This is a genomic window from Niveispirillum fermenti, from assembly GCF_052474395.1.
The window spans coordinates 892,764-917,734 of the sequence record NZ_CP156679.1; the positions used below are offsets into that span (position 1 = coordinate 892,764).

24 protein-coding genes are annotated in these 24,971 nt (G+C 64.1%); 12 read left to right on the top strand and 12 right to left on the bottom strand.

Features of this window, described 5'->3' with window-relative positions; genetic code table 11:
- Positions 1-59: 59 nt before the first annotated feature.
- The 4 genes from ABC728_RS08145 to ABC728_RS08160 all read right to left on the bottom strand — a co-directional run bounded on the left by ABC728_RS08145 (position 60) and on the right by ABC728_RS08160 (position 5,081).
- Entirely contained in the window at positions 60-1,397 is a 1,338-nt protein-coding gene (locus tag ABC728_RS08145; protein WP_416621128.1) for an HlyD family type I secretion periplasmic adaptor subunit, read from the bottom strand.
- A complete protein-coding gene (locus ABC728_RS08150) occupies positions 1,397-3,136 on the bottom strand; it encodes a peptidase domain-containing ABC transporter (RefSeq protein WP_416621129.1) in 1,740 nt (579 codons plus the stop codon). The genes ABC728_RS08145 and ABC728_RS08150 overlap by 1 nt, the downstream gene beginning before the upstream one ends.
- Positions 3,137-3,198: 62 nt before the next feature.
- Positions 3,199-3,585: a hypothetical protein gene (locus ABC728_RS08155; RefSeq protein ID WP_416621130.1), complete on the bottom strand. Its 387-nt coding sequence runs from the start codon at positions 3,583-3,585 to the stop codon at positions 3,199-3,201.
- Positions 3,582-5,081 (bottom strand): peptidase domain-containing ABC transporter, encoded by a 1,500-nt coding sequence (locus ABC728_RS08160; protein ID WP_445376343.1) that lies wholly within the window; start codon positions 5,079-5,081, stop codon positions 3,582-3,584. Before ABC728_RS08160 ends, ABC728_RS08155 begins: the two co-directional genes overlap by 4 nt.
- A gap of 1,051 nt (positions 5,082-6,132) precedes the next feature.
- Here ABC728_RS08160 and ABC728_RS08165 point away from each other — a divergent pair.
- The 6 genes from ABC728_RS08165 (at position 6,133) to ABC728_RS08190 (ending at position 10,851) form a co-directional block, all read left to right on the top strand.
- On the top strand, positions 6,133-6,381 hold the full coding sequence (locus ABC728_RS08165; protein ID WP_416621132.1) for a DUF3649 domain-containing protein: 249 nt from the start codon (positions 6,133-6,135) through the stop codon (positions 6,379-6,381).
- Positions 6,378-7,979, top strand: coding sequence for a PepSY-associated TM helix domain-containing protein (locus ABC728_RS08170; protein WP_416621133.1), 1,602 nt, complete (start codon positions 6,378-6,380; stop codon positions 7,977-7,979). The genes ABC728_RS08165 and ABC728_RS08170 overlap by 4 nt, the downstream gene beginning before the upstream one ends.
- Entirely contained in the window at positions 7,976-8,251 is a 276-nt protein-coding gene (locus ABC728_RS08175) for a DUF3325 domain-containing protein (RefSeq protein ID WP_416621134.1), read from the top strand. The genes ABC728_RS08170 and ABC728_RS08175 overlap by 4 nt, the downstream gene beginning before the upstream one ends.
- An 89-nt stretch (positions 8,252-8,340) precedes the next feature.
- The gene (locus tag ABC728_RS08180) at positions 8,341-8,802 is read left to right on the top strand and encodes a MarR family winged helix-turn-helix transcriptional regulator (RefSeq protein WP_416621135.1); all 462 of its coding nucleotides are present in this window, start codon (positions 8,341-8,343) and stop codon (positions 8,800-8,802) included.
- A 51-nt stretch (positions 8,803-8,853) separates the two neighbouring features.
- Positions 8,854-9,255: a DUF1398 domain-containing protein gene (locus ABC728_RS08185; RefSeq protein WP_416621136.1), complete on the top strand. Its 402-nt coding sequence runs from the start codon at positions 8,854-8,856 to the stop codon at positions 9,253-9,255.
- Positions 9,256-9,531: 276 nt separating this feature from the next.
- On the top strand, positions 9,532-10,851 hold the full coding sequence (locus tag ABC728_RS08190; RefSeq protein WP_416621137.1) for an aspartate aminotransferase family protein: 1,320 nt from the start codon (positions 9,532-9,534) through the stop codon (positions 10,849-10,851).
- A gap of 191 nt (positions 10,852-11,042) precedes the next feature.
- On the opposite strand, the gene ABC728_RS08195 is transcribed toward ABC728_RS08190, so the two are convergent.
- The gene (locus ABC728_RS08195; protein WP_416621138.1) at positions 11,043-11,747 is read right to left on the bottom strand and encodes a Crp/Fnr family transcriptional regulator; all 705 of its coding nucleotides are present in this window, start codon (positions 11,745-11,747) and stop codon (positions 11,043-11,045) included.
- A 209-nt stretch (positions 11,748-11,956) separates the two neighbouring features.
- Between ABC728_RS08195 and msrB the strand changes: the two genes are divergently transcribed.
- The 5 genes from msrB to ABC728_RS08220 all read left to right on the top strand — a co-directional run bounded on the left by msrB (position 11,957) and on the right by ABC728_RS08220 (position 16,993).
- Complete coding sequence (gene msrB / locus ABC728_RS08200) at positions 11,957-12,355, top strand: peptide-methionine (R)-S-oxide reductase MsrB (RefSeq protein WP_445376401.1); 399 nt, start codon at positions 11,957-11,959, stop codon at positions 12,353-12,355.
- Positions 12,356-12,444: 89 nt separating this feature from the next.
- Positions 12,445-12,939 carry a GAF domain-containing protein gene (locus ABC728_RS08205; protein ID WP_416621140.1) on the top strand — a complete coding sequence of 165 codons (495 nt, stop codon included), beginning with the start codon at positions 12,445-12,447 and terminating at the stop codon, positions 12,937-12,939.
- Positions 12,940-13,396: 457 nt separating this feature from the next.
- Positions 13,397-15,679, top strand: coding sequence for an FdhF/YdeP family oxidoreductase (locus tag ABC728_RS08210; RefSeq protein ID WP_416621141.1), 2,283 nt, complete (start codon positions 13,397-13,399; stop codon positions 15,677-15,679).
- A 46-nt stretch (positions 15,680-15,725) separates the two neighbouring features.
- Positions 15,726-16,574, top strand: coding sequence for a TIGR02587 family membrane protein (locus ABC728_RS08215; protein WP_416621142.1), 849 nt, complete (start codon positions 15,726-15,728; stop codon positions 16,572-16,574).
- An 11-nt stretch (positions 16,575-16,585) separates the two neighbouring features.
- On the top strand, positions 16,586-16,993 hold the full coding sequence (locus ABC728_RS08220) for a hypothetical protein (RefSeq protein ID WP_416621143.1): 408 nt from the start codon (positions 16,586-16,588) through the stop codon (positions 16,991-16,993).
- Between the two features lie 106 nt (positions 16,994-17,099).
- On the opposite strand, the gene ABC728_RS08225 is transcribed toward ABC728_RS08220, so the two are convergent.
- Positions 17,100-18,113: an aldo/keto reductase gene (locus ABC728_RS08225; protein WP_416621144.1), complete on the bottom strand. Its 1,014-nt coding sequence runs from the start codon at positions 18,111-18,113 to the stop codon at positions 17,100-17,102.
- A 40-nt stretch (positions 18,114-18,153) separates the two neighbouring features.
- On the bottom strand, positions 18,154-18,810 hold the full coding sequence (locus tag ABC728_RS08230) for a type 1 glutamine amidotransferase domain-containing protein (protein ID WP_416621145.1): 657 nt from the start codon (positions 18,808-18,810) through the stop codon (positions 18,154-18,156).
- Between the two features lie 102 nt (positions 18,811-18,912).
- On the opposite strand from ABC728_RS08230, the gene ABC728_RS08235 reads away from it, so the two are divergent.
- Positions 18,913-19,830: a LysR family transcriptional regulator gene (locus tag ABC728_RS08235; protein ID WP_416621146.1), complete on the top strand. Its 918-nt coding sequence runs from the start codon at positions 18,913-18,915 to the stop codon at positions 19,828-19,830.
- Between the two features lie 51 nt (positions 19,831-19,881).
- On the opposite strand, the gene ABC728_RS08240 is transcribed toward ABC728_RS08235, so the two are convergent.
- From ABC728_RS08240 to ABC728_RS08260, 5 genes are all read right to left on the bottom strand, one after another.
- On the bottom strand, positions 19,882-20,994 hold the full coding sequence (locus ABC728_RS08240; RefSeq protein ID WP_416621191.1) for a CaiB/BaiF CoA transferase family protein: 1,113 nt from the start codon (positions 20,992-20,994) through the stop codon (positions 19,882-19,884).
- Positions 20,994-22,121, bottom strand: a complete 1,128-nt coding sequence (locus ABC728_RS08245; RefSeq protein ID WP_416621147.1) for a CaiB/BaiF CoA transferase family protein — start codon at positions 22,119-22,121, stop codon at positions 20,994-20,996. The genes ABC728_RS08240 and ABC728_RS08245 overlap by 1 nt, the downstream gene beginning before the upstream one ends.
- 269 nt (positions 22,122-22,390) lie before the next feature.
- Positions 22,391-23,587, bottom strand: a complete 1,197-nt coding sequence (locus tag ABC728_RS08250) for an acyl-CoA dehydrogenase family protein (RefSeq protein WP_416621148.1) — start codon at positions 23,585-23,587, stop codon at positions 22,391-22,393.
- A 21-nt stretch (positions 23,588-23,608) separates the two neighbouring features.
- Positions 23,609-24,130, bottom strand: a complete 522-nt coding sequence (locus ABC728_RS08255; protein WP_029011445.1) for a MaoC family dehydratase — start codon at positions 24,128-24,130, stop codon at positions 23,609-23,611.
- Between the two features lie 19 nt (positions 24,131-24,149).
- Positions 24,150-24,965, bottom strand: coding sequence for an HpcH/HpaI aldolase/citrate lyase family protein (locus tag ABC728_RS08260; RefSeq protein ID WP_416621150.1), 816 nt, complete (start codon positions 24,963-24,965; stop codon positions 24,150-24,152).
- Between the last annotated feature and the right edge of the window lie 6 nt (positions 24,966-24,971).

The following is a 24,971-nucleotide window of genomic DNA, read 5'->3' on the forward strand; positions in this document are numbered from 1 at the left end:
CTCCAGCCAAATGGATGGTGGGCGGAAGCTGGTTTTGGTTTTTAAAAAAGGAAGGCGGATCAGCGTTCGCGGAACGCACCATCAACCGTCGTGTAAATCGGCTTCAGCAGATATTGGATCAGTGATTTCTCGCCCGTCGTGATATCGGCTTGCACCGTCATGCCGGGGACCAGGACGTGATGCATCTCCTGGCTTCCGACATGGTTGGCGGCCAGTTTCACCCTGGCCTGGTAATAAGGTTGCTTCTGTTCATCAAGAAAGGTCGTGGGCGACACGCTTTCCAGCGTCCCGTCCACGCGGCCGAACCGGGTATAGTCGAAAGCCTGGATCTTGACCTTCACCGTCTGGCCCACCTTCACGAAGCCGATATCGCGCGGAGAGACGCGGACCTCGGCCACCAGTTCGTCATCAACGGGGACGAGCCGGGCAACCACGCCGCCGGGCGAGATGACACCGCCAATGGTCTTCACGGGCATCTCCTGCACGATGCCGCGCATCGGCGCGGTGGAGACCAGGCGTTCCACCCGATCTTCCTGCCCGTCCAACGCCTTGGCCAGTTCCGCCAGCTCGGCGTTCACCACGCCCAGCTTATCGAGCGTTTCCTGCCGCAGCCGGGTGTCCAGTTCGGCCAGGCGCGAGGCATTACCGTTCAGGTTGCTGCGCGTGGAAGCGATGACGCCTTCCAGCCGCTGGCGTTCGGACATGGCCGCCGCCCGCTCGCGCTCTGCTTCGATCAGCATCAGGCGGGAATTCAGGCCCTTCTCCACAAGGTCGGCCCGCATGGCCACCTTGCTGTCGATAAAGCCCAGATTGGTATTGATGCTGGCAAGCTGGGCCTGGCTCGATTGCAGCACGGAACGCAGTTCCTGCGCCTGATCGGCCAGGACCTGGCGCTGGCTCTCCCGCGCCTCCAACTGGCTGCCCAACAGCCGCTCATTTTCCACAACCAGTTCGGGCTGCCCGGCAAAGGCGGAAAAATCGGCCGCGCGACCATCGGCAAAGGCGGCAAGCCGTTCGGCCTGGGCTCGCAGGGCAAGCTGGCGGACCAGCATCTGGTCACGGCTGGACTGGGTGGCGGCCCCTTCGAACCGCACCAGCGGCTGGCCGGCCTCGACCAGTTCGCCGGGCTTGACCAGCATCTCGGCCACGATGCCGCCCTCCAGGTGCTGCACCGTCTGGACGGCGCCGGCCGGCACGATCTCCCCGAAGGAGACTGCCACTTCCTGCACAGGCGTGAAGGCCGCCCAGGCGATGAAGGCTGCCACACTGGCACCGGCCAGCAGGATGGCGGCGCGCGTCAGCGGGCGCACGCCGGGATCCTCCACCAGTTCGTCGGTGGCGAAGGAGGGCTGGGCGGAAAAGCCCGGGGGCGAGGAAAAGGACAGGGCGGAACGCATCAGATCATCCCCTTCGGAATACGGTCCCGGACCTTGTCCGCGGTGCCGAAATAGCGGGTGGTGCCGTTCTCCAGGATGAGCACCTTGTCGGCGATCCCGAGATGGCTGCGGCGATGGGTGGCGAAGAAGACGGTCGCCTGCTGGCGCAGCGCCTCGATCGCGGACATGAAGGCGAACTCGCCCTCGAAATCGAAGCCGCTGATCGGTTCATCCAGCAACACCAGCGGGGCATTGCGCAGATAGGCGCGCGCCAGGGCAAGGCGGGCCAGGACGGCCGTCGGCAACGGCTTCTCATGCAGGTCGAAGCGGGTTTCCAGCCCGTCCTTCAGCCGACGCACGGCATCGATGGCACCGGCACGGTCCAGCGCGTCGATCAGTTCATTGTCGCTGGCCGTGGGCGCAGTCAGACGCAGATTGTCGGCCAGCGTGCCCTGGAAGAACTGCGGCACCTGGGTGACGAAAGCGATGGAGCGGCGAAGCTGTACCGGATCGAACTGGCGGATATCCCGCCCGTCGATACGCACCGAACCACCCTGGGCCGCGTAAAGACCGCTAATCAGCTTCAGCACGGTGGACTTACCCCCGCCGCACCGGCCGACCAGGGCCACCACTTCACGCGGGGCGACCTCGAAGGAGAGATTGGCCAGCACCGGCTCGCTCTCCCGGCCATAGCGGAAGGTGACGCGGCTGAAGGTCACCCGGCCCTGGATCTCTCCGGCGCGATTGGGGCGGGCGGCCTCCGACCGCTCCGGCGGCGTGGCCATCAGGGATTCGATCTGCTTCATGGAGGAGCGGAGCTGCGTCACCCGCGCGCTGGCCGTAAAGGCCGCCTGCAAAGGACCAAGCATGCGCCAGACCAGCATCATGGACGCGATCAGGCCGCCGGTGGTCAGCACCCCCGTCAGCACCTGATGGATGCCGGTCAGCAGGGTGGCCAATGCTGTCAGGGTGCCCAGCGCCACGCTGATCGTGCCGACCGTGGCCGATGCCTGGGAATAACGAAGGTTGGCGCGCGCGGCATCGCGGACCACATTCTCGTACCGGTGGCGCCAGATATCCAGGTCGCCTAGGATACGGATGGCACGCATCCTTTCGATGATCTCCAGCGCCAGTTCCTGACGGCGGGCATTGGCATGGGCCGACCGGGTGACACGGCGCTGGATCACGGCATTCGCCACAATGCCCACCAGCGCATAGACGCCCACGCCCAGCAACGGCACCAGCCCCAGCCATCCACCCATCACGAAGATGGCACCGATGAACAGCAGCATGAAAGGCAGGTCCAGACAGGCCTGGGCCAGCGGACCGGTCAGCAGGTCGCGCACCCGGTCGATGTCACGCACCCGGGCAAGCTGGGCCGCGATGCTGACCCGTTCCGTCATGGCACTGGGCAGGTTCAGCAACCGGCCCAGGACAGCGTTGCCGACCAGATATCCCAGCCGGGCGCCGGCATGGGCCATGGTGCGGGTGCGCGCACGGCGGATGGCCAGTTCCAGCAGGCAGGCGCCGATGGCGCCAACCCCCAGCATGATCAGCAGGTCAGGCTGGTTGGCGGCGATCACCTTGTCATAGACGGCCATCACGAACAGCGGATTGGCGAGCGCCAGCATATTGGCGAGCAGGGTCAGCAGCAGCGAGACCAGCACCAGCGGCGCCCCTTCCGCCAGCCGCCCCCGCAACCAGGGCTGTTTCTCCCCACCCGATGACTGGGAGGCGGCCGGGGTGATCGAGATGGCCACGCCGGGGCCAAGCCCCTCACCCTGTTCGGAGCGATAGGCAACACCACCGGGCTGGGGCCTGATTATGTCAGACGGCTGCCCTTGGGTTCCACCAGCAGGGGCGCGCCCTGTGCCGGCAGGTAAAGCAGCGGCAGGCGACGCTCACGCCCGGCATCGTAAAGCCGGCGCAGCGCCGGGACGGAAAAGGCGTCCTGCGCCTGCACCGACGCGGCAAAACCAAGGCGGCCCAGCAGGTCGCGCAGATCGGCGACCGGATCGGGCCCGCACGCGGCAGGCATGGCTTCCAGCATCTGACGCTGCGTCATCGGCCAGCCGAGTTGCCGCAGCAGCAGGCCCAGCGGCTCCAGCTTCGCATTTATGTCGTTGCCGGCCGCATCCGTCGACCGTGCGGGGTTATTAACGGAAATGTCTTGCGACCGGGCAACCCCGGCCTCCAGGGACAGGGTCATGCCAGGAACTCCTGCGTCAGGTCGAGCTTGCCGTCGGCAAGGCTGTAGATGCGATCGGCCAGTTTCAAGGACGCGGGCCGGTGGCTGACCAGGATGATGATGCAGTCGCCGCGCACCTCGTTCAGCAGGGTGAACAGGCAGCGGTCACCCTCGTCATCCACGGCGGAACTGGCATCGTCGAACAGGACGATGCGCGGCCGGTTCATCAGGGCGCGGGCCACGGCGATACGCTGGGCCAGCCCGCGGGGCAGCGGCTCGGTGGCACCGTCACCGACAAAGGTGGAGAAGCCGTGCGGCAGGGCGTGGATCAGTTCGGATATGCCCACCCGCTCCGCGGCGGCCAGGGCTGCATCTTCCATTTCCGGCCGGAACATGGTGATGTTCTCGGTAATCGTGCCGCGAAACAGGATTTCATGCTGGGGCAGCAGGGCGATGGCCTGACGCAGACTGTCCGGCGTATAGGCCGACAATTCGCGTCCATCCAGAAGCACCCGCCCCTGCGTCGGCTGGTAGAAGCCCGCAGCGATGGACAACAAGGTGCTCTTGCCGCTGCCGTTGGCGCCCACCAGGGCAATGATCTCTCCCCGGCGGATATCCAGATCGATCCCGGCCAGAAGATCATCATCGGACTTGAAACCGAAATGCACGTTTTCCAGGACCAGGTGCGGTTCGGTCAGGGTTGCATCCTCCACACCGCCTGCCATCTCCGCCTTGGGCATGGCATAGATCTGGTTCAACTGATCGCGGGCGATGGAAGCCGATTGCAGGCGCGACCAGAACTGCATGATGCTCTGCATCGGGGCCAGCGAACGCCCGACCAGCAACATGCAGGCAGATAAAGCACCAACGGATAGGTTGCCGTTCAGCACCAGCAGACTGCCGAACCCAACCGTCAGCAGGCTGGCGAACTGCACGGTGAACTGGCCCTGTTCGGCCAGGTGCTGCGCCGACAGCTCAGCGGCACGGTGTTCTTCAAGCCGGCTCTCCTGCAGGTTCTCGTACCGGCGCAGCAGGGGTTGTTCCAGTGCCATGGCCTTGACCGACTGGATGCCCGTCAACAGGCTGATCACGAAACTCAGCCGCCTGTCCTCCACCTTCGTGATGCGCGACAGGGCATCACGGGCATGACGCAGCGCAGGCACAGCCGTGATGCACAGGAATGCCACCCCCACGATGGGGATCAGGACCAGCGGCCCCCCGATATAGAATATCAGCGCCAGATATATCGCGATGAACGGAATATCATACAGGCTGATCATGATCTGCCCGGAGGCGAAATCACGCAAAGTGGCAATGGAGCCGAGAAACTCCATATGGGCGCCCGATGAATGTGATTGGAACGTCCGGAGATCCGCATCCATCATATGAGAGACGGCGCGTATATTCTCCCCGGCTTCGAATTTTGCCCCAAGAGCGCCGAAAATACGCTGACGTAACAGCCGCAAGCAAAAGTCTAGAATCAGTGCAACAACGACACCGATTGCAAGAACAGACATCGTGTCAGCCGCATGATTGGGAATCACGCGATCATATACCTACAATATCGCAACCGGCATGGACAAGGACAGCAGATTTATGGTGATGCTAGACAAAAGTATGTATGGATTTACACGCCACGCCCGGGATGAAGGGCGCATATCCGATTTCGCCACATGAGTCATGGCCAGCCCCAGCCGAATGATTTCTGCGAAAAACTACTGACTCCATTCCACCGGACTGACCAGTGGGCAATTTGTATCTTTCGTATAATAAATATATACTTATATATTCCGATAATAACCGGAAGTTTATTGAATAAATAAAATTATTAACTTAGGTTTTTTAAAAAAATTTTCCTCCTTAATTAAATAAATCACCTCGGTCTTCGGAATATGGCTAAATTATGCAAACGGGCCGAACCAAGAACCAAATCCGACAGAAACTTGCGTCCACGCCTTTTGATACAGGGTGGCAGAGAGCTTGTGGAGAATGCATCATACGGAGAGACAAGGCGTTTTCATCCATATCAGTATATTCGACAGTACTGATATTCACCCTCCGCAGCCATCCGGAGCGCGTCTGCCATAGGGAGCAATCTGTCAGCTAATTTTTCAAATGTGGACCAAGAGGCGGCCTAGACTTTGACGGGACGATCACAGGATGCGGCGGTATGTCGCAGTCGCGTCCGGCGCGTAACTTGACAGTGGTAACTCGACTGGATAAGGCTGCTTGGTCGATCATCCGGATAGTTTCTCCAGGGGATGAAATTCGACGGGTCCAGCGCCTCTCCCGCTGTTTCCAATATCGAATGTTTCCAATATCGAAATCCATGACGGATCAGGTCATTGATCAGGCTGTTCCGGCCCAATCGAATAATCCCGCAGCCTGTGGCATCAGTCCACCACTCCATCCACGCAGGTGCTTGACAGCGTACACTCAATTGCATATGCGAGTTATTCTCATCCTCTCCCATTGATGGTCAAAGTTCCCGTGTCAAGAATAGCCACACCGCCGCCCCGTCGGGCCTTTGCACCAAGGCGGCCCGCCTGGGACGTGCCGGTCCGCATCGTGACGGCCACAGTCGGCGGCTATGGGCTGGCCAGCACGGTCACGGCACTGCTGGCGCGGCTGCTGCCAGTTCCCCCCGTGGAGGCCACCTTCATGGCGACCACCCTGTCCTTCGCCGTGATGACGGCGATCGTGGTCTGGGTGTTTGCCGCCCGCAACGCCCTGGCCGCCATGGGCTGGGTCGTGGGGCTGGCGCTGTCCACGGGCATGGCGGCATGGCTCTCCATCCGGTTCGGATGGCCCGCATGAAGGGTTTCCGCCAGACTCAATCATCGCTGCACACCTGGACCGGGCTGGTGGTCGGCTGGGTGCTGTTCCTGATCTTCATCAACGGTACCGCTGCCTTCTGGCGCGAGGAGATCAGTCACTGGATGCGCCCCGAACTGCCGGCTGCCGCCACGATCATCACCCCGGCCGACGAGACGCGAATGATGGAAAGTGCCCTGGCCGCGCTGTCGGCCAAGGCACCGGATGCCGCAAGCTGGACCATCATTCCTCCCGGTTCGCGCGGCAGCGGCACACAGCTCGTCTGGGCGGAAAGGGCCAAGCCGGGGGAGCGCATCCGCTTTCGCTGGCCCGACGCCACGAACAGCCTGTGGCTGGGCAATGATGGCAGGCCGGTTGAGGTGCGGGAAACGCGCGGCGGCGACTTCTTCTACCGCCTGCATTTCGATCTGCACTACATGCCTGTGCTGTGGGCACGCTGGTTTGTGGGCTTCTGCTCCATGTTCATGCTGGTGGCCATCGTCACGGGCATCATCACGCACAAGAAAATCTTCCGCGATTTCTTCACCTTCCGCCCCGGCAAGGGTCAGCGCAGTTGGCTGGACGGGCACAATGCGACGGCCGTGCTGGCTCTGCCCTTCCACCTGATGATCACCTATACGGGGCTGGTCACGCTGATGGCGCTGTACATGCCCTGGGGCATGCTGGCCAATTTCAACGACAGCGCTGAATTCTTCGCAGCAACGCAGCCGCAATTGCCACCGGCGAGCTATGCCGCGACACCGACCCCGCAGGCCCCCATCGCCCCCATGCTGGAACAGGCCCGCGCCCTGTGGCAGGGCGGAACCGTCGGCGGCGTCCGCATCAGCAACCCCGGCGACGCCGCGGCCCGCGTGCAGATCAGCCGGCATCTGGGTGACAGGGTCCTGGACCGTTCACAGACCATCACTTTCGACGGCGTGACGGGTCAGATGCTGGCCAGGCCGCCGCACAGCGGTGCCGGCATCGCCACCCGCGACGCCATGGTCGGGCTGCATGCCGGCCGCTTCGCCCCCACGACCGTCCGCTGGCTCTATTTCCTGTCGGGCCTGGCCGGCACCGCCATGGTTGCCACAGGCCTGGTGATGTGGACCGCCAAGCGGCGGGAAAAACTGCCCGACCCCGGCCGGCCCCACTTCGGCTTCCGGCTGGTGGAACGGCTGAATGTCGCCACGGTTGCCGGCCTGCCCGTGGGCATGGTGGCCATGTTCTGGGCCAACCGCCTGCTGCCGGTGGGCCTGGAAGGCCGCTGGCACGCAGAGGTGAACGCGATGTTCATCGCCTGGGGACTATGCATCGTCCATGCCTTCATGCGGCCGCCCAAGCGGGGCTGGGTCGAACAGTTCACCCTGTGCGCCGTCATGCTGCTGGGCCTGCCGCTTTACGACCAGATAACCGGCAACGGCCTGTGGCAGCATGTGCTGCACGGAGACACAACGCGATTCTGGACCGACGTCACGCTGTGGGGCCTGGCCCTGTCGCTGGCCGCCATCGCCTGGAAAGTGTACTGCCATAAACCACGCGCCACGGCCCGCACGCCGCGCGCATCGAAAGGGACGGCCTTGGCCGTGGCCGGAGAATGAGCCTTCTATCCTGGTTGCTGGCACTGGCCGGATTCGCCGCCCTGGCGCTGGCCATGCCGGATCATCACCATTGGCTGCGGGGCCGTGATCCCACGCCATCCGCGCGGCGCCGGCTGCAACTGGCCGGCACCCTGCTTCTGGTCGGCTCCTGGATCGCTGCCGCGGTCGCGTGGGGGGCCGCAACCGGCAGCGTCGCCTGGTGCGGGCTTTTGACCGTCTCCGCGGCGCCCCTGGTCCTGGCCCGCACCTATCTGACGCCGCGACGGCGCTGACACATTTCCAAGACGGACAAGCCCCGGATATATAATTGACTAGGAAACTAAATTCACATAGTTTCCTAGTCAACAAATGGAGCGCCCCCATGTCCCGTCCCCAACAGGTCGCAGAGCTGACGGATCATCTCGGCTTCTGGCTGCGCATGGTGTCCAACCATGTTTCCCACAGCTTCTCCCGCCGGCTGGAGGGGGAAGGCGTGACGGTGGCCGAATGGGTCGTGCTGCGTGAATTGTACGGAACCGACCCGTTGGCGCCCAGCCGGCTGGCCGAACGGTTGGGCATGACGCGGGGCGCCATCAGCAAGCTGGCAGACCGGCTGATGGCCAAGGGTCTGGTTGCACGGGCGGACGACCCGCGTGACGGCCGTGCGCACAGCCTGTCCCTGTCATCGGCCGGCCTGGGGCTCGTTCCCATGCTGGCCCGGCTGGCGGATGAAAATGAGGCCGCGATTTTCGGCTGCCTCTGCGCCGAAGACCGCAGCCGGCTGGAACAGGCGCTGAAGAAGATTGCACAGGCGCGGGGCCTGAACGACCCGCCCTTGACCTGACCCTTCCCTTCCCCCCGACCTCGACCCACCCTTCGGATAAGGAGAACCGCGATGGACGCGGAACGGATTGATATTGCCCGCCGGTGCCTTGCAGCAGCCCATGACGGCACGATGGATTTTCCCGGCATTGTCGGCATGCTGATGGATGCCGGCTTTGAAGGCTACCATGTCGATTACCGGTGCGGGACCAGCACCTATCACCTGCCGTGCGGCAACCATATCGTGCTGCCGTCCGGCCAGGGCCGGACCGATATCGCCCCACTTTTCCGGGCCGACAAGGTGGAAGCAGCCGTGCAGGAAGCGCAGGCGGGCGGGCCCGGCTACACCTACCACGGGTTCTGCGACAAGGTTGCAGCCGCGGGCTGCGCCGGTTACATGGTGTCCTTCTGTGGCCGGCGCGTCGTCTATTACGGCCGCACGGCCGAAACCCATGTCGAACATTTCCCGCAATGACGGGCATGGCGGAAACAGGGCCGGACGATCGCACGACGGCCCTTCCCCACCTTTATCCGTATCTGCATTGATCAGCACCTATGGTCCTGATCAATGCAGCCCGATCCGTCGGGCGTCGCCATCCGGCGGCTTTGCCCACGCGCGCATGGGCGCGTGAGCGGTAAACACGCCAACCGATTTGCGATGAGTTCAACTCACCGCAAATCGGTATTACATCTTGTCGGCGGGATGCCGGTCCATTCTACTGTCGTGGAACCATTGCCAAGGTACGGTCCCATGCAATCTCCGGCCAATACGCTGTCGCTCGATGAATACTGGATGCCCTTCACGGCCAACCGTCAGTTCAAGGCGGCCCCCCGCCTGCTGACCAGGGCGGAAGGCATGTACTATACCAGCGACGATGGAAGGCAGGTGCTGGACGGCACGGCCGGGCTCTGGTGCGTCAATGCCGGGCATGGACGCCGGGAGATCGCAACCGCCGTGGCCGACCAGTTGCGGGATATGGATTACGCGCCATCCTTCCAGATGGGCCATCCGCTGGCCTTTCAGTTTGCCGAACGGCTGGGAAGGATCGCCCCGCCGGGGCTGGACCGGATATTCTTCACCGGTTCGGGCTCGGAATCGGTGGACACCGCGCTGAAGATCGCCCTGGCCTATCAACGCGCCATCGGCCAGGGCACCCGCACCCGCCTTATCGGGCGTGAACGCGGCTATCACGGTGTCGGATTCGGCGGGGTGTCGGTAGGCGGCATCCTCAACAACCGCCGCACCTTCATCGGCCTGCCCGGCAGCGACCATCTGCGCCACACCCACGACCCCGCCCGCAACCGGTTCTGTCAGGGCCTGCCTGAACATGGGGCGGAACTGGCCGACGATCTGGAACGGCTGGTGCAGTTGCACGGGGCGGAAACCATCGCCGCCGTGATCGTGGAGCCCGTGGCGGGATCGACAGGCGTGCTGCTGCCGCCCCGGGGCTATCTGGAACGGCTGCGGGAGATTGCGACCCGTCACGGCATCCTGCTGATCTTCGACGAGGTGATCACCGGCTTTGGCCGGCTGGGCACCCCGTTCGCCGCCGGCTATTTCGGCGTCACGCCCGACCTGATCACGACAGCCAAGGGGCTGACCAACGGTGCCATCCCCATGGGGGCCGTTTTCTGCGCCCGGCACGTCCAGGATGCGCTGATGACAGGCCCGGAGAACCTGATCGAGCTGTTCCACGGCTACACTTATTCCGGCCATCCGGCGGCCTGTGCCGCCGGCATGGCGGTGCTGGACATCTATGAGCGTGAAGGGCTGCTGGTCCGTGGTGGCGAACTGGAAACGGAATGGCGCCAGGCCATGCTGTCGCTGCGCGATGCGGCCCATGTGACCGACATCCGAACCATCGGCCTGGTCGCCGGCATCGAACTGGCATCCCGCGACGGGGCGCCGGCGGCCCGCGCCTATGACGTGTTCGTTGATTGCTTCCAGCAAGGCCTGCTGATCCGCGTGACCGGTGACATCATCGCCCTTTCTCCGCCCCTGATCGTGGAGCGCGCACAGATCGGCACGATTGTCGCCACCATCCGCGACGCGCTGAACCGGGTGCGATAGGCAGGGCACCCGACAAGGGCAGGCGCGGGACGATCAACCTCCCATGCAGAGGATTGCAGGGCCAGCATCGATCCGGAAACGTGCCAGACGACTTCGATATCATGCATGTCTTTCATCATCACCCCGATCTTCACCGGGGTGATGGAATGAAAAGCACCAGTGAGCGAACGGAAGACTTCTCCGACGGCCCCTCAGGCCGCAGCGATGCGCGTCAGCTTTTCCCGGTCGCAGAGCATGCGGTTCGGCGCGGCCTCCCGCAGGGCACCCGCTTTCTTGAATTCGGAAATGGTGCGGCTGGCCGTTTCCAGTGTCACGGCCAGGATGGAGCCCAGATCCTCCCGCGTGAACAGGCGCACAGGCTCTTCCGGCCTTTCTTCCGACAACAGCAGCAGCAGCCGCGCCATGCGCTGACGGGCGCTGCCCGTGGACAAGCCGGTCAGGAAACCATCGGCCGTGGTCAGCGCCTCGTGCCATTTCTCCATCAGCCGCGTGTGCAGCCGGGTGCTGTTGGCCTGCAGGCGATGGATCGTCGCGACGGGAATCCGGCAGACCTCCAGCGGCTGCAAGGCAATGGCCATATGTGCATATGTCGGCTGCAACAGCGCCTCCAGACCGGCAACCCCGCCCATACGAACCAGCCGCACGATGCGCTGCGAGCCGTCCGGCTGAAACTGCACGAGCTTCAGCAGCCCGTCGCGGACGGTGAATATGGCCGCCGCCGGATCATCCAGCCCATAAAGCTGGGCACCCGCTTCCAGCCTCATCTCCTCGATCGGGGCGTGGATATGGTCGAAATCCTCCTCCCGCAGGTCGGCGAACAATACCAGATGCCGGATGCCGCACCTTTGGCAGGCCGCAATCCCTCTCCAGGCGGCGTCGATCTGCGACTGTTTCACGGTCCTGCCCCGCTCCTGTGCAGCCCTTGTTACAATTCCCACCAAAATCTGTGGAAAATGGGGTTTGTCAAGGCGGCGCCCCCAGGACAAAAGGTCCCGTGCGGGCGCAAGGACCGGACACAAGCCGAAAGCGTCGGGTGGAAAGTCCGGCGGCGAGCGCCTAAATTCCTCCGAGGGCACAGCCCGGAACCCGCAGGATCGAGGATATGATGGACAGCAGCTTTCCCTTCACCCGCAGCGACGAGGAATGGCGCCGCCTGCTGACGCCCGAGCAATACAGGATCATGCGGGCCCATGGGACGGAGGCGCCGGGAAGCTGTGCGTTGTTGCGGGAAAAGCGGCCGGGCCGCTTCTGCTGCGCCGGCTGCGGCCAACCCCTGTTCCAGTCGGGTGGCAAGTTTGAAAGCGGCACCGGCTGGCCCAGCTTCAACGATCCCCTGCCCGGATCGGTGGGGACCAGCGTTGATCGCCAATATGGCATGGTGCGAACCGAGGTGCATTGCGCCAATTGCGGCAGCCATCTGGGGCATGTGTTCGAGGATGGGCCGCCGCCAACCTATCTGCGCTATTGCATCAACGGCGTCGCGCTGGATTTCGAGTCGGACTGACCGGCCACCCTCGCCATCACGCTTGCAGCCGGGCAGCCGCCGGTATAACGAACGGGCTCCCGCCCTGCCGCCCGTCCGAAGGATTAGACATGTTCCAGGCCGCCCCGCTGACGATGACCGACAAGCCCAGCCTTTACCGGGACCTGGCGGGTATGGCGCGCGGTTTGCTGGATGGGGAACGGGACCTCGTGGCCAATGCGGCCAACCTGTCCGCCCTCCTCTTCACCTCGCTGCCCGACGTGAACTGGGCGGGTTTCTATTTCGTGCGCGAAGGGGACGAACTGGTGCTGGGTCCGTTCCAGGGCCGGCCGGCCTGCGTGCGCATCGCGCGGGGCCGCGGGGTCTGCGGCACGGCGGTGGCCACGGCCCGGACACAGCTTGTCCCCGATGTTTATGCCTTTCCGGGCCATATCGCCTGTGATGCGGCATCGCGGTCCGAACTGGTCGTGCCGCTTGTCCGTGACGGGCGCGTGCTGGGCGTCATCGACCTGGACAGCCCGTCCCCGGCCCGCTTCGATGCCGACGATCAGGCCGGGATCGAAGCGCTGGCTGCCCTGTTCATCAGCGGTTGCGACTGGCCCTGATCCAACAGGCGGGGCGGAACCGCACCGTTATCCCCGCCCCTCCCGCAGCACGGCATCGCGCACGCGGAAGCGATTTTCCACCGAGACGGGTGGCAGGTCATTGCCCCACGCCCGTGCGGACAAAGGTCAGCAGGCGAGCCATCCGCTCATCCGTCGGCCGCCCGCCGAAGGACCGTGCCCGCCAGCCCCGGCCGGGCCAGGGAAGCCGGACTGCCGACCAGCAGTCGGGATGATGACCGTGACGATGGCCCCACAGATGGCCCACCCCGTTTCGTATCGAGAAACAGAAACCGCCATAGTCGCGGACAGCAGATGAAAAGGCCCGACGGCAAGCCCACCGAACGCGGGGGCATATGCCCTCGATGCGGGCCGCCGCCCCGCGCGCCGTAATCCGTCCGCCAGGGGAACATGCGGCCGCCATCAGCATTATCAAGGCAAGCATCTTGAGGAGAGTGTCATGCCGGGACGGGCCCGCTATCAACGCTACGGCCAGCCGACGGGCGGCTGGGGTTCCGTGAAGTCCCTGGTCAAGCAGGCCGTCAAACAGCAGGCGGTTTCCACTTCTGTCAGCCTTGTGCGCGACCATAACAAGACCGGCGGCTACATGTGTACAAGCTGTGCCTGGACCAAGCCGGCCGAACCGCACCTGGCGGAGTTTTGCGAAAACGGTGCCAAGGCCACGTTCTGGGACCTGACGGCCAGACGGGTGACACCGGCCTTCTTCGATCAGCATCGTGTCTCGGAATTGCTGGAATGGTCCGACCATGACCTGGAAAATGCGGGCCGGCTGACACAGCCGATGCGCTATGACCCGGCAAGCGACAGATACCGGCCCGTCAGCTGGGAAGAAGCGTTCGCCGATATCGGCGCCAGACTGCGCGACTGCGCGCCGGAAGGCGTGATCTTCTATGCCTCGGGCCGGGCCAGCCTGGAGACTTCCTTCATGTACCAGCTTCTGGCCCGGCTCTATGGCAACAACAACCTGCCCGACAGTTCCAACATGTGCCATGAGACCACGTCAGTGGCCCTGCCGGAGAGCATAGGCACCCCGGTCGGCACGGTCTTGCTGGAGGATTTCACCCGGACCGACTGCATCCTTTCCTTCGGACAGAATGTCGGCACGAACGCTCCCCGCCTGCTGCACACGCTGCAACAGGTGCGCAGCCGCGACGTGCCCATCATCGTGTTCAACCCGCTGCGGGAGCGCGGGTGGGAGGAATTCGTCAATCCGCAGCATCCCGGACAGATGCTGACCAACAGCCCCACCCGAATTGCCACCCAATATCATCAGCCCCGGGCCGGCGGCGATATCGCGGCCATGACAGGCATGGCCAAGGCGCTGCTGGCCCTGGACGACGATGCCGTCATGACAGGCGGCCGCCGCGTGCTGGACATGGATTTCATCAATCGGCATACGCAGGGCTTCGCGTCGTTCGAAGCGATGGTCCGACGGACCGGGTGGCAGCAGATCGTCGCAGAATCAGGCCTTTCGCAGACCATGCTGGAGGAAGCAGCCCGGACCTATGCCCAGGCGCAGGCCGTCATTGCCATCTATGGCATGGGCCTGACCCAGCACAAGCTGGGGGTGGACAATGTCCAGATGCTGGTCAACCTGCTGCTGATGCGCGGCCAGATCGGCAAGCCGGGCGCCGGGATATGCCCCGTCCGGGGCCATTCCAACGTACAGGGCCAGCGCACCGTGGGTATCGCGGAGAAGACAGCGCTCGTCCCGCTGGACAGGATGGCCGACCTCTACGGTTTCGCCCCACCGCGTGAGGATGGCATGAACACGGTGGAGGCCTGCGAAGGCATCCTTGCCGGCACGGTCAGCGCCTTTGTCGGCCTGGGAGGGAACTTCCTGCGTGCGATCCCCGACCATGACCTGATGGAAAAGGCCTGGCGCACGCTGGACCTCAGCGTACAGGTAGCCACGAAGCTGAACCGGACCCATCTGGTCACAGCCGGCACCACCTACCTGCTGCCGACACTCGTCCGGTCGGAGATCGACGAGCAGGCATCGGGTCCCCAGATCGTGACGATGGAAGATTCCACGACCCGTATCCACGCCTCCCGCGGGAAGCACAAGCCCGCAAGCCCTCATCTTCTGTCGGAACCGGCGATCGTCGCCGGATTGGCCAAAGCCGTCCTGCCCGCCAACCCGAACGTACCCTGGGACCAGTGGGTGGCCGATTACGCCCTGGTCCGCGATGAGATCGAAAAATGCTTTCCGGAGGATTTCCACAGCTTCAACAGGCGGCTGGACATCCCCGGCGGGTTCGCCAGACCCGTGCCGGCCCGTGAGCGCGTCTGGGAAACCGACACGGGCAAAGCCAATTTCAAGCTTCCCCGCGCACTGTCGGCGAGTTTCGACGACGGCACGGACACCGGCATAATGCGGCTGGTGACCTTGCGCTCCAACGACCAGTTCAACACGACCATCTATGATTACGACGACCGGCTGCGGGGCATCCATGGTTCGCGGATGGTGATCCTGATCAACCGGGAGGACCGAATGCGCCTGGGCCTGCCCGACGGGGCAACCGCGCGGCTGACCACGGCGGCCGATGACGGGGTAAGGCGCAGCATGGGGGGCTTCCAGCTCATCGACTATGACATCCCGCGCGGCACGCTCGCCGGCTACTATCCGGAATGCAATCCCCTGATCCCGCTCTGGCAACATGCCGAAGAGAGCAAGACCCCGGCGGCGAAATCGGTGCCGGTCCGGCTGACGGCGGAATAAATCCCACCTCGAAACGGCAGCGGTTGGAAAGGCCGCAAGGACAGGAATGACGCCACCCGCATCATCGCGCACCAGGAAGGGCAGGACAACCACCCGGCAGGCCGCCCGGGATTTCGGACGGGCTGCCGGCGGCGCGCTCATCTTCTCGCTACCGATGCTGATGACCATGGAATTATGGTCGCTCGGCCTGTCCATGGACCGGTTGCGCCTGCTCGTGCTGTTCTGCACCTCGCTGCCATTGCTGGTCCAACTGTCGCATTATATCGGTTTTGAACATACGGAAGGCTATTGCGACGACATCGCCGATGCCCTGATGGCGATCGGCGTGTCGGCCATCATCTGCGCCGGATTGCTGGTCCTGTTCGGAACGATCACGCGCGACAGCGCCCCGGATGAGATCATCGGCAAAATCACGGTGCAGATGATCCCCGCCGCCATCGGCGCGCTGCTGGCCAAGAGCGAGTTCGCGGCGAAGGATGAGGATGAAGGACCCGATTGCCGGGAGACCTATGGCGGCGAACTGTTCCTGATGGGGGTGGGGGCGCTTTTCCTGGGTTTCAACCTGGCCCCGACGGAAGAGATGGTGCTGATCTCCTACCAGATGACGGAATGGCATGCCCTGCTGCTCGTGCTGCTGTCACTGGCCCTGATGCATGGCTTCGTCTTCGCGGTCGGCTTTGCCGGCGGCTCGACGATATCCGCCGACGAGCCGTGGTGGAGCGCGTTCGTCCGCTTCACCCTGCCCGGCTACGCCATCGCCATGCTGATCAGCCTCTACCTCTTGTGGATTTTCGGACGGGTGGACGGGCTTGACCATGAAAGCGTGGTGATGGCGATGGTGGTTCTGGCCTTTCCGTCGGCAATCGGCGCGGCGGCGGCCAGGTTGATCCTGTGAGGATGGCGGGCATGGACGGGAAGATGGATACGGATGCGCAACAGATGGGCCGGCCGGTCAGCGAATGGGTGTTCAGCGGCATTTCCGGCGTGATGGTGGCCGGCCTGATCCTTTTCCTGGGATACCAGGCCCTGTTCGGGGCGGACACACCCGCCGAACTGGAGGTCACCATAGAGCGGATGCGCACGGTGGATAATGGCACGATGGTCATGGTGGCCCTCGTCAACCGCGGGGATGAGGCGGCGGCGGCCGTCACCGTGAACGCGACCGCCGACGGGCGGACCGGCAATGCCGCTGCCAAGCAGATCGAATTCGACTATATCGCGGCCCATGCCATCCGGCGGGGCGCGTTCCTGTTTCCGCCCGGCACCACGCCGGACATGCTTACGATCGAGATCGGCGGCTACGCCGCCCCCTGACCGGAAATGGGTGGCGCAATGCCCGTCTCCCCCTTCCGGTCCCATCGCAAGATGATACGCACCGGCAATGATGCCGGTGACCGGTCCCGATCACCGGGACAGGGTGTCAGCCATCGACGGGCAGCGGCGCCGCCGGATCGACCAGTCCGCCGGCACGCAGTTCACGCCAGAAATCGGCGGGCACCACCTCCCTCAGCGCGCGACCATCCTCCGCGATGCGCCCGGGGCGGCTGGCACCGGGGATCACGGCGACAACGGCGGGATTGGCCAGGGCGAACTGCAAGCCGGCCGCCTTCATGCTGATGCCATGGCGGTCAGCCAGCGCCCTGATGCGGGCCACCTTCTCCAGGATGACCGGCGGAGCCGGCGCATATTCGAAATGCGGCCCACCGACCAGGGCACCGGAACTGTAGGGGCCGCCGACAACGATGCCCAACCCCCGCTCGGCCACCTTGGGCATCACCCGCTGCAGGGCCCTTCCATGGTCCAGCAGCGTGTAGCGCCCGGCCAGCAGGAACCCGTCGGGCTTCGGTCCTTCAAGGTCCAGCAGCAGTTCGATGGGCTCCACCTTGTTCACACCCAGGCCCCAGGCCTTGATCACCCCCTCGTCGCGCAGACGGTCCAGGGCCCTGAAGGCTCCCTTGCGGGCGCTTTCGAACATGGCCAGCCATTCATCTCCATAGAAATCCTGGGCCACGTCATGAACCCAGACGATGTCGATCCGGTCGGTCTTCAGCCGCTTCAGGCTGTCCTCGATCGACCGCAGGGTGGCATCGGCCGAATAATCGTTGATGACCCTGTTGGGCAGCCCGTCCCTGAACACGCCCCCCTTCTCACCCTGGTCGCGGGCGGCGACATCCTCCACCTCGTCCAGAACCAGGCGCCCCACCTTGGTGGAGATGACGTAATCCTCCCGCCGCCGCCCCGTCAGCGCCCGGCCCATACGGATTTCCGCCAGACCGGCGCCATAGAAGGGGGCGTTGTCGAAATAGCGGATGCCGTCATTCCAGGCGGCATCCACCGTGGCCAGCGCCTCCTCCTCCGGAATGGCGCGGAACATGTTGCCCAATGGTGCCGCACCGAAACCAAGGCGGCCGGGCAGGATATCCTTCAGTGCCATGATCATGTCCTCGACAAGTGGAAGTGCAGGGGGACGGCTCTCAGAGCAGGCCCAGGACCAGTTCCGCCGCGGCAGCGGAGGATTGCGGGTTCTGCCCCGTCACCAGGCGCCCGTCCCGGATCGCGTTGGACGCCCAGTCGGCGGCGGGATGGTGGATGGCGCCCAGTTCCGTTAGCCGGCTTTCCAGCAGGAACGGCACCTTCGACACGCCGTCCACGGCCCGTTCCTCCGCATCGGTGAACCCGGCAATGTTGCGGCCGGCGATGAAGGGAGAGCCGTCGGGGCGACGCATCCCGGCGAAGACGGCGGGGGCGTGGCACAGCGCCGCGATCACCCGGCCCGTCGCGTCGAACCGGAACAGCAGATCGTGCAGCTTCTTGTTATACGGCATGTCGAACACCGTGCCATGGCCGCCCGGCAGATAGACGACATCATATGCGCCGGCGTCCAGCGTGTCGAAGGCCGGCGTATCGGCCAGAAGTGCCGCCGGTTCCTTCCAGGCGTCGGCCTGTTCGGGCGTCGGCGCGCTTTTCGGATCGACCGGGACCCGGCCACCGGCGACGGAGGCGACGGTCACCTTGTGGCCGGCGCGGGTGAAGGCCAGATAGGGAACGGCATGTTCCTCCAGCCACAGGCCGGTCGGCTCCCCGTTCAGCATGTGGCCGTGATTGGTCAGGATGAAAAGAATGTTGGACATTGGTTCGGCTCCTTGGCTTTGCATGGTCCGATCATGTCTCCCCCTGACTTATTTTGGAAATTTATCTTTCCTATTCAAGATATTCAGATGACAATATAACTCATGCGCTACGACCTCAACCTGCTGCCGACCTTCATCGCCCTGATGGAAGAACGCAACGTGACCCGTGCCGCGGAAAGGCTGGGCATCACACAGCCCGCCCTGTCCAATGCCCTGACCCGGCTGCGCGCCATGCTGCACGACCCGTTATTCATCCGCGAACGCTATGGCATGCAGCCCACGGAAAAGGCGCTGGAACTGGCGCCCGTGATCGCGGCGGCTCTGGCCAGACTGGATGATGTCATCCTGGGACAACAGGAATTCGCCCCGGCACGGGCGGAAAGGCTGTTCACGCTGGCCCCGAACAGCTTTGTGGAATTCGTTCTGATGCCGGCCGTCGTGGCACGGCTGCGCGATCTCGCACCGGGCATCAGGCTGCGCATGGTGCCGTTCGGCACGGACCTGGCGGAAACGGGGGTGGTATCGGGCGGCACGGCCATGGTGCTGGGCCGCATCGTCGATCCCCCTGACAATCTGGTGGTGCAGCACATCATGGATGACGGGTTCGCCTGTATCGTGCGGGCTGGCCATCCGGAGATCGGCGACAGCATGACACGCGCGCAGTATGAGGCGTTGAAGCATGTCAACATGCTGCCGCCGGGCCGGTTGCGCGCGGGCCTGTTCCAGGCACTGCACAAGCAATCCCTGCGGCGCGACGTGGCCGTGTCGGTCACGCACTTCCTGGCCGTGCCGGAACTGGTCGCGGTGACCGACTATTGTTCCACCCTGCCGCGCCTGATCTGCCGACATCTGGCCCGCGACCCGCGGTTGAAGATCGTCCCCGCCCCCGTCGATCTCGGTACCTTCCCCGTGGAGATGGCGTGGCATGTCCGCTACCGGCACGACGCGGCCCACCGTTGGTTGCGGTCCCTGATCACCGATGTCGCGCGGACAATCCAGGCAGTGGGCGGGGCTGCATGACAGGGCCGCCCTCAGCAGCCCAGCAGATGCCACCCCGCGGAACCGGCCGCTTTATCGGAACCGGGCCGACTTATCCCCGAAGGCGGGCAGCTGGAACCGGGGCTGGGCCGGCTCCTCCTGAAAGCGGATCGGCACGCCGATATGGCGATAGCCGTCCTTGTCGGTCAGCACCATGCCGCGTTCGGCCACGAACGGATCGTCGAATGCATCCTTCAGGCTGCGCACCGGCGCCCAGCAGCAATCAACCCCGCGCAAAAAATCCTGCCATTCGGCCAAGGTCCGGGTGGGGAAGGTTTCCTTGAAGAAAGCGCGCAGCGGTTCCTGCTCGGGTCCCGGCTGCTGCTTGGCAAACGGCAACAGGTCCGGACGGTCCAGGGCAGTCAGCAGGTTTTCCGCAAACTTGATCTCCGACCCGCCCAGCACGATGAAACGGCCATCAGCCGTTTCATAGATATGGTACATGGCGGAGCCGCCGAAGCTGCGCATCTCCTTTACCGGCGGGTGGCGGTCTTCCGCGAAGACCGGGCCGGTGACATTGGGGGTCCAGGCCAGGGCGGCATCGAACATGGACAGGTCGATATAATCCCCCTGCCCCGTCTGTCCCCGGCGCAGCAGCGCCATCAGCACCGCCGACAACGCCATCAGGCTGGCGGCCATGTCGGCAACCGGCATATTGGGGCTGGCGGGCTTATTGTCGGTCAGGCCCCGGTTCAAGTCCACCAGACCGGCCAGCGCCTGCACCGTCATGTCATGGGCAGGCTTTTGCGCATAGGCCCCCTCCTGCCCGAAGGCGGAGATGGAGCAATAGACAACCCCCGGATTGACGGCGCGGATCGCGGCATAATCCACGCCCAGCCGCTTCACCACGCCGGGACGGAACGCCTCCACCACCACGTCGGCGGAGGCGGCCAGTTCCATGAAAAGGGCGTGATCCGCCGCATCCTTCAGGTTCAGCGTCACCGACCGCTTGCCGCGCCCGATATTGCGGAACCAGACGGTGGTGCCATCGGCCGTCTTCTGCCCGATGGCGCGGGTCGGCTCCCCCTGGCCGTTGGCGGGTTCCACCATGATGACGTCGGCGCCATGGTCGGCCATCATCATGGTCATGTGCGGACCGGGCAGGAAGGCCGACAGGTCCAGTACCTTGATCCCTTCCAGCTTCATCACGCACCCTCCCCCAGCTTGGGCGCGCGCACGCCCTTGGGCCGCTGCCCGTTGATACGGATGGGCGAAGACAGAAGCCGCAAGCCCCCCCCGTCGGCATCCGGATGATCGACAGTTTCCACCATCCCCACCTCGGCCACGAAAGGATTATCCAGCGCCTGATCCAGCGTTGTAATGGGGGCGAACGGCACATGCCCGCCCAGCAGCGCCAGCCATTCCGCCGTCGTCCGCTCCGACAGAACCGCGTCCAGCGTGTCGGACAGCAATTGCCGATTTACGCGGCGGGCGGGAATGTCCTTGAATTCCGGCCGTTCCAGCAGGTCTGGTCGTTCTGCCCGGCGGCAAAATTCTTCCCAGAATTTCGGCGTCTGGCACATCAGCATCGCCCAGCCATCCTTGGTCTTGAAAGACTGGCTGGGGGCAATGGAAGGATGGGCACCGCGCGGCAGGCGCGTGATCTGATCGCCGGCATTCAGATACCAGGTGGCGGGGTAGGAGAGCTGGTGCAAGGCCGTGTCGAACAGCGACACATCCACATCACAGCCCACCCCCGACGCCTTGGCACCCAGAATGGCCGATACGGTGCCGAATGCCATCATGGTGCCGGTCATGAAATCGACCATGGAGACGCCCAGCCGGGTCGGCGGTGCATCCGGTTCCCCGGAAAGGGCCATGAAACCGGCTTCCGCCTGCATCAGATAATCATAGCCGGGCCAGGCCTGCCGGCTGTTGCCCCGCCCATAGGCCGACAGATGGGCGCAGACCAGACGCGGGTTGATCGCCTTCACCGCCTCATAGGTCAGGCCCAGCTTGGCCGGCTGGTCACCGCGCAGATTGTTGATCAGCGCATCGGCCCCTTCCAGCAGTTGGTTGAAGGCCGCCCGCCCTTCCGGGCTTTTCAGGTCAATATTGGCCGATTGCTTGCCCTTGGAGAAGGTCTGGAAGAACTGGCTGTCCTGGTCGCCCAGGAAATGCGGCCCCGTGGAACGGGAGACATCCCCCCCCGTGGCGGCATTCTCCACCTTGATCACCGTGGCGCCCAGATCGGCCAGCAGCATGCTGCCATAGGGCCCGGCGCCATACTGCTCCACCGCAATAACGCGGATGCCGGAAAGGGGTCGGGTCATGGACAATCCTTCTCAAGGCGGGCGCGATGCTCCCATTCTCCCACCGTCACCCCGGCGAAGACCGGGATCCAGGGTCACAGGCGTCTCGCTTTACGAACTGGACCCCGGCCTTCGCCGGGGTGACGGTGTTAAAGGAGGGGGAAAAATCCCACCCCTTATACCCTGTGCCTTTGATCTCGACGCCATCGAGATCAAAGGCTTCGGCGGCACGAGCCGCCGCTGCGCCGGTCGGCGCGGATACCAAGGGGCATTGTCCATGCCCCTTGGTATTACACCGGATTGCGCGCAATCATCTGCTTGGCGATGATGATACGCTGCATCTCGTTGGTGCCTTCGCCGATGCACATCAGGGGCGCGTCGCGATACAGGCGCTCAATCGGATATTCCTTGGAATAGCCGTAACCGCCAAAGATGCGCATCGCTTCCAAGGTCACTTCCACGCCCGTCTCAGACGCGAAATACTTGGCCATGCCGGCTTCCATATCGCAGCGGTCGCCACGGTCATAGGCAGCAGCGGCATCCTGGACCAGCAGTTCGGCAGCGCGGACCTTGGTGGCCATCTCACCCAGCTTCAACTGGATGGCCTGATGCTCCCCGATCGGCTTGCCGAAAGTCTTGCGCGTCTGGGCATAGGCCACGCTTTCCTTCAACGCACGACGGGCAATGCCAACGGCGCGCGACGCGACATTGATGCGGCCCAGTTCCAGGCCGCCGACGGCCATCAGGAAGCCCTTGCCCTCAATCCCGCCCACCAGATGGCGTTCGGCATCCAGCTCGTAATCCTCGAAGATCAGCTCGGCACTGTCGATGCCCTTATAGCCCAGCTTCTCCAGCTTCTTGCCGGTGCGGAAGCCTTCATAGCGCTTGCCATTGTCCGGGTCGATCTTGGGCGCGATCATCATGGACATGCCGCGATGGCGCGGCTGGGCATCTGGGTCTGTCTTGACCAGCAGCGCCACGGCCCCACCCTCGATCCCGTTGGAAATCCAGGTCTTGGTGCCGTTGATGACATAGGTGCCGCGATCGGTGCGGGTGGCGCGGGTGCGGATGGCCTGCAGGTCGGTGCCGGCATCGGCTTCCGTCAGGCCCAGACCGCCCCGGATTTCACCGGCGCAGAATTTCGGCAGCCAATATTCCTTCTGGGCCTCGGTGCCGAACTTCTCCACCACCGTCGCCATCATGATATGGCTGTTGAAGATGCCGGTCAGCGACATCCAGGTTTCAGAGATCAGGGCCACGATGCGGGTATATGTCGATGCCGGCAGCCCCAGCCCGCCATATTCCGGGCTGATGGTGGCACCGAACAGGCCCAGTTCCTTCATCTGCTCGACCAGCTGGATCGGGTAGATGTCGTCATGTTCCAGCTTTTCCGCCACGGGGCGGACTTCGCGGGCCAGCCAGCGCTCGACGCTGTCCAGGATGGCGGCTTCATCATCGGGATGGATGCCGGGATGGGGCGTGGTCATGGTTCTAATCCCCTTGCTGGATCAGTAATTTTCAACCCGGTCTTCCACGGCGTGGCCGCGGAACGGGATCAGCATGTTGCGCTTGAACGAGCAGACGGTAACGCCGTTCTGGTTCTTGCCAATGGTGCGGATGGTGACGATGCCCTGGTTGGGCCGCTTTTCCGACGCGCGCTTGGCCAGCACTTCGCTTTCGCCATACAGCGTGTCGCCGGCAAAGACAGGGGCGGTGAACTTCACCTCATCCATGCCCAGATTGGCAATCGCCTTCTGGGACACGTCCGTCACGCTCATGCCGATCAGCAGCGCCAGCGTATAGGGGCTGACCACCAGATTCTGCTTGAACTCGGATGCCTTGGCGAACTCCGCATCGAAATGCATCGGGTGCGTGTTCAGCGTCAGCAGCGTGAACAGGTGGTTGTCATATTCGGTGACGGTCTTGGCCGGGCGATGCTCATAGATGTCGCCGACATTGAAATCTTCGAAATAGCGGCCGAACGTCTCGCGATAGCGGTTCGGGCCGACTTCCTTCCAGTTCTGCACCATTTTCTCTTCCATCCCTTCATCAACCCGCTGCAACGCCCAGCACGCGCCGGGCCGCCCGCACCACGGGAATTTCGATCAGTTTTCCATCCAGCAGGGCGACCCCCCCACCGGCTTGCTCAAAGGCTTCCAGCACGCGACGGGCGCGGGCGATCTCCGCCTCCGTCGGCGTGAAAACAGTGTTCACCGCATCGACCTGCGCCGGGTGGATGCAGGCGCGGCCCGTGAAGCCCAAGGCCTTGGCCCGGAGTGTACCAGCCCGCAAACCATCGGCGTCCGCCACATCGATATGCGGCACGTCGAAAAGCCCGACACCGCCCTCGGCAGCGGCAGCCACAAGCGTGGCACGTGCATGCAGCAGCGGTTCCCAATCCAGGGTGCAGCCCAGTTCCGCCGACAGATCGACAGCACCGAACAGCAGGGCACGAACGCGGCGGGCCGTGGCGATGGCGGCGGCATTGCGCAGGCCGGCCGCCGTTTCGATCAGCGGAACCAGCGTGATGTCACGGTCGCCGATCACCTCATCCAGCAACGCCAGATCGGCAGCGTCGGTCAGCTTGGGGAGCATCAGTGTGGCGGGCGCCACGGAACTGTCCAGCACGGCCAGCAGATCGGCCAGGCCCACCTTGCTGCGGACCGGATTGATACGCAGCCAAAGGCCGGACGGCGCGCCCTGTTCGGCGATGAAGGCGATGGCCGCCGCACGCGCCGCCGCCTTGCCTTCGGGCGCCACCGAATCCTCAAGATCGATACAGACGATGTCGGCGCCGGCCGCCAACGCCTTGCCGAACCGTTCCGGACGCGATCCCGGCACAAACAACAACGACCGCTCCGCCATGCTCAT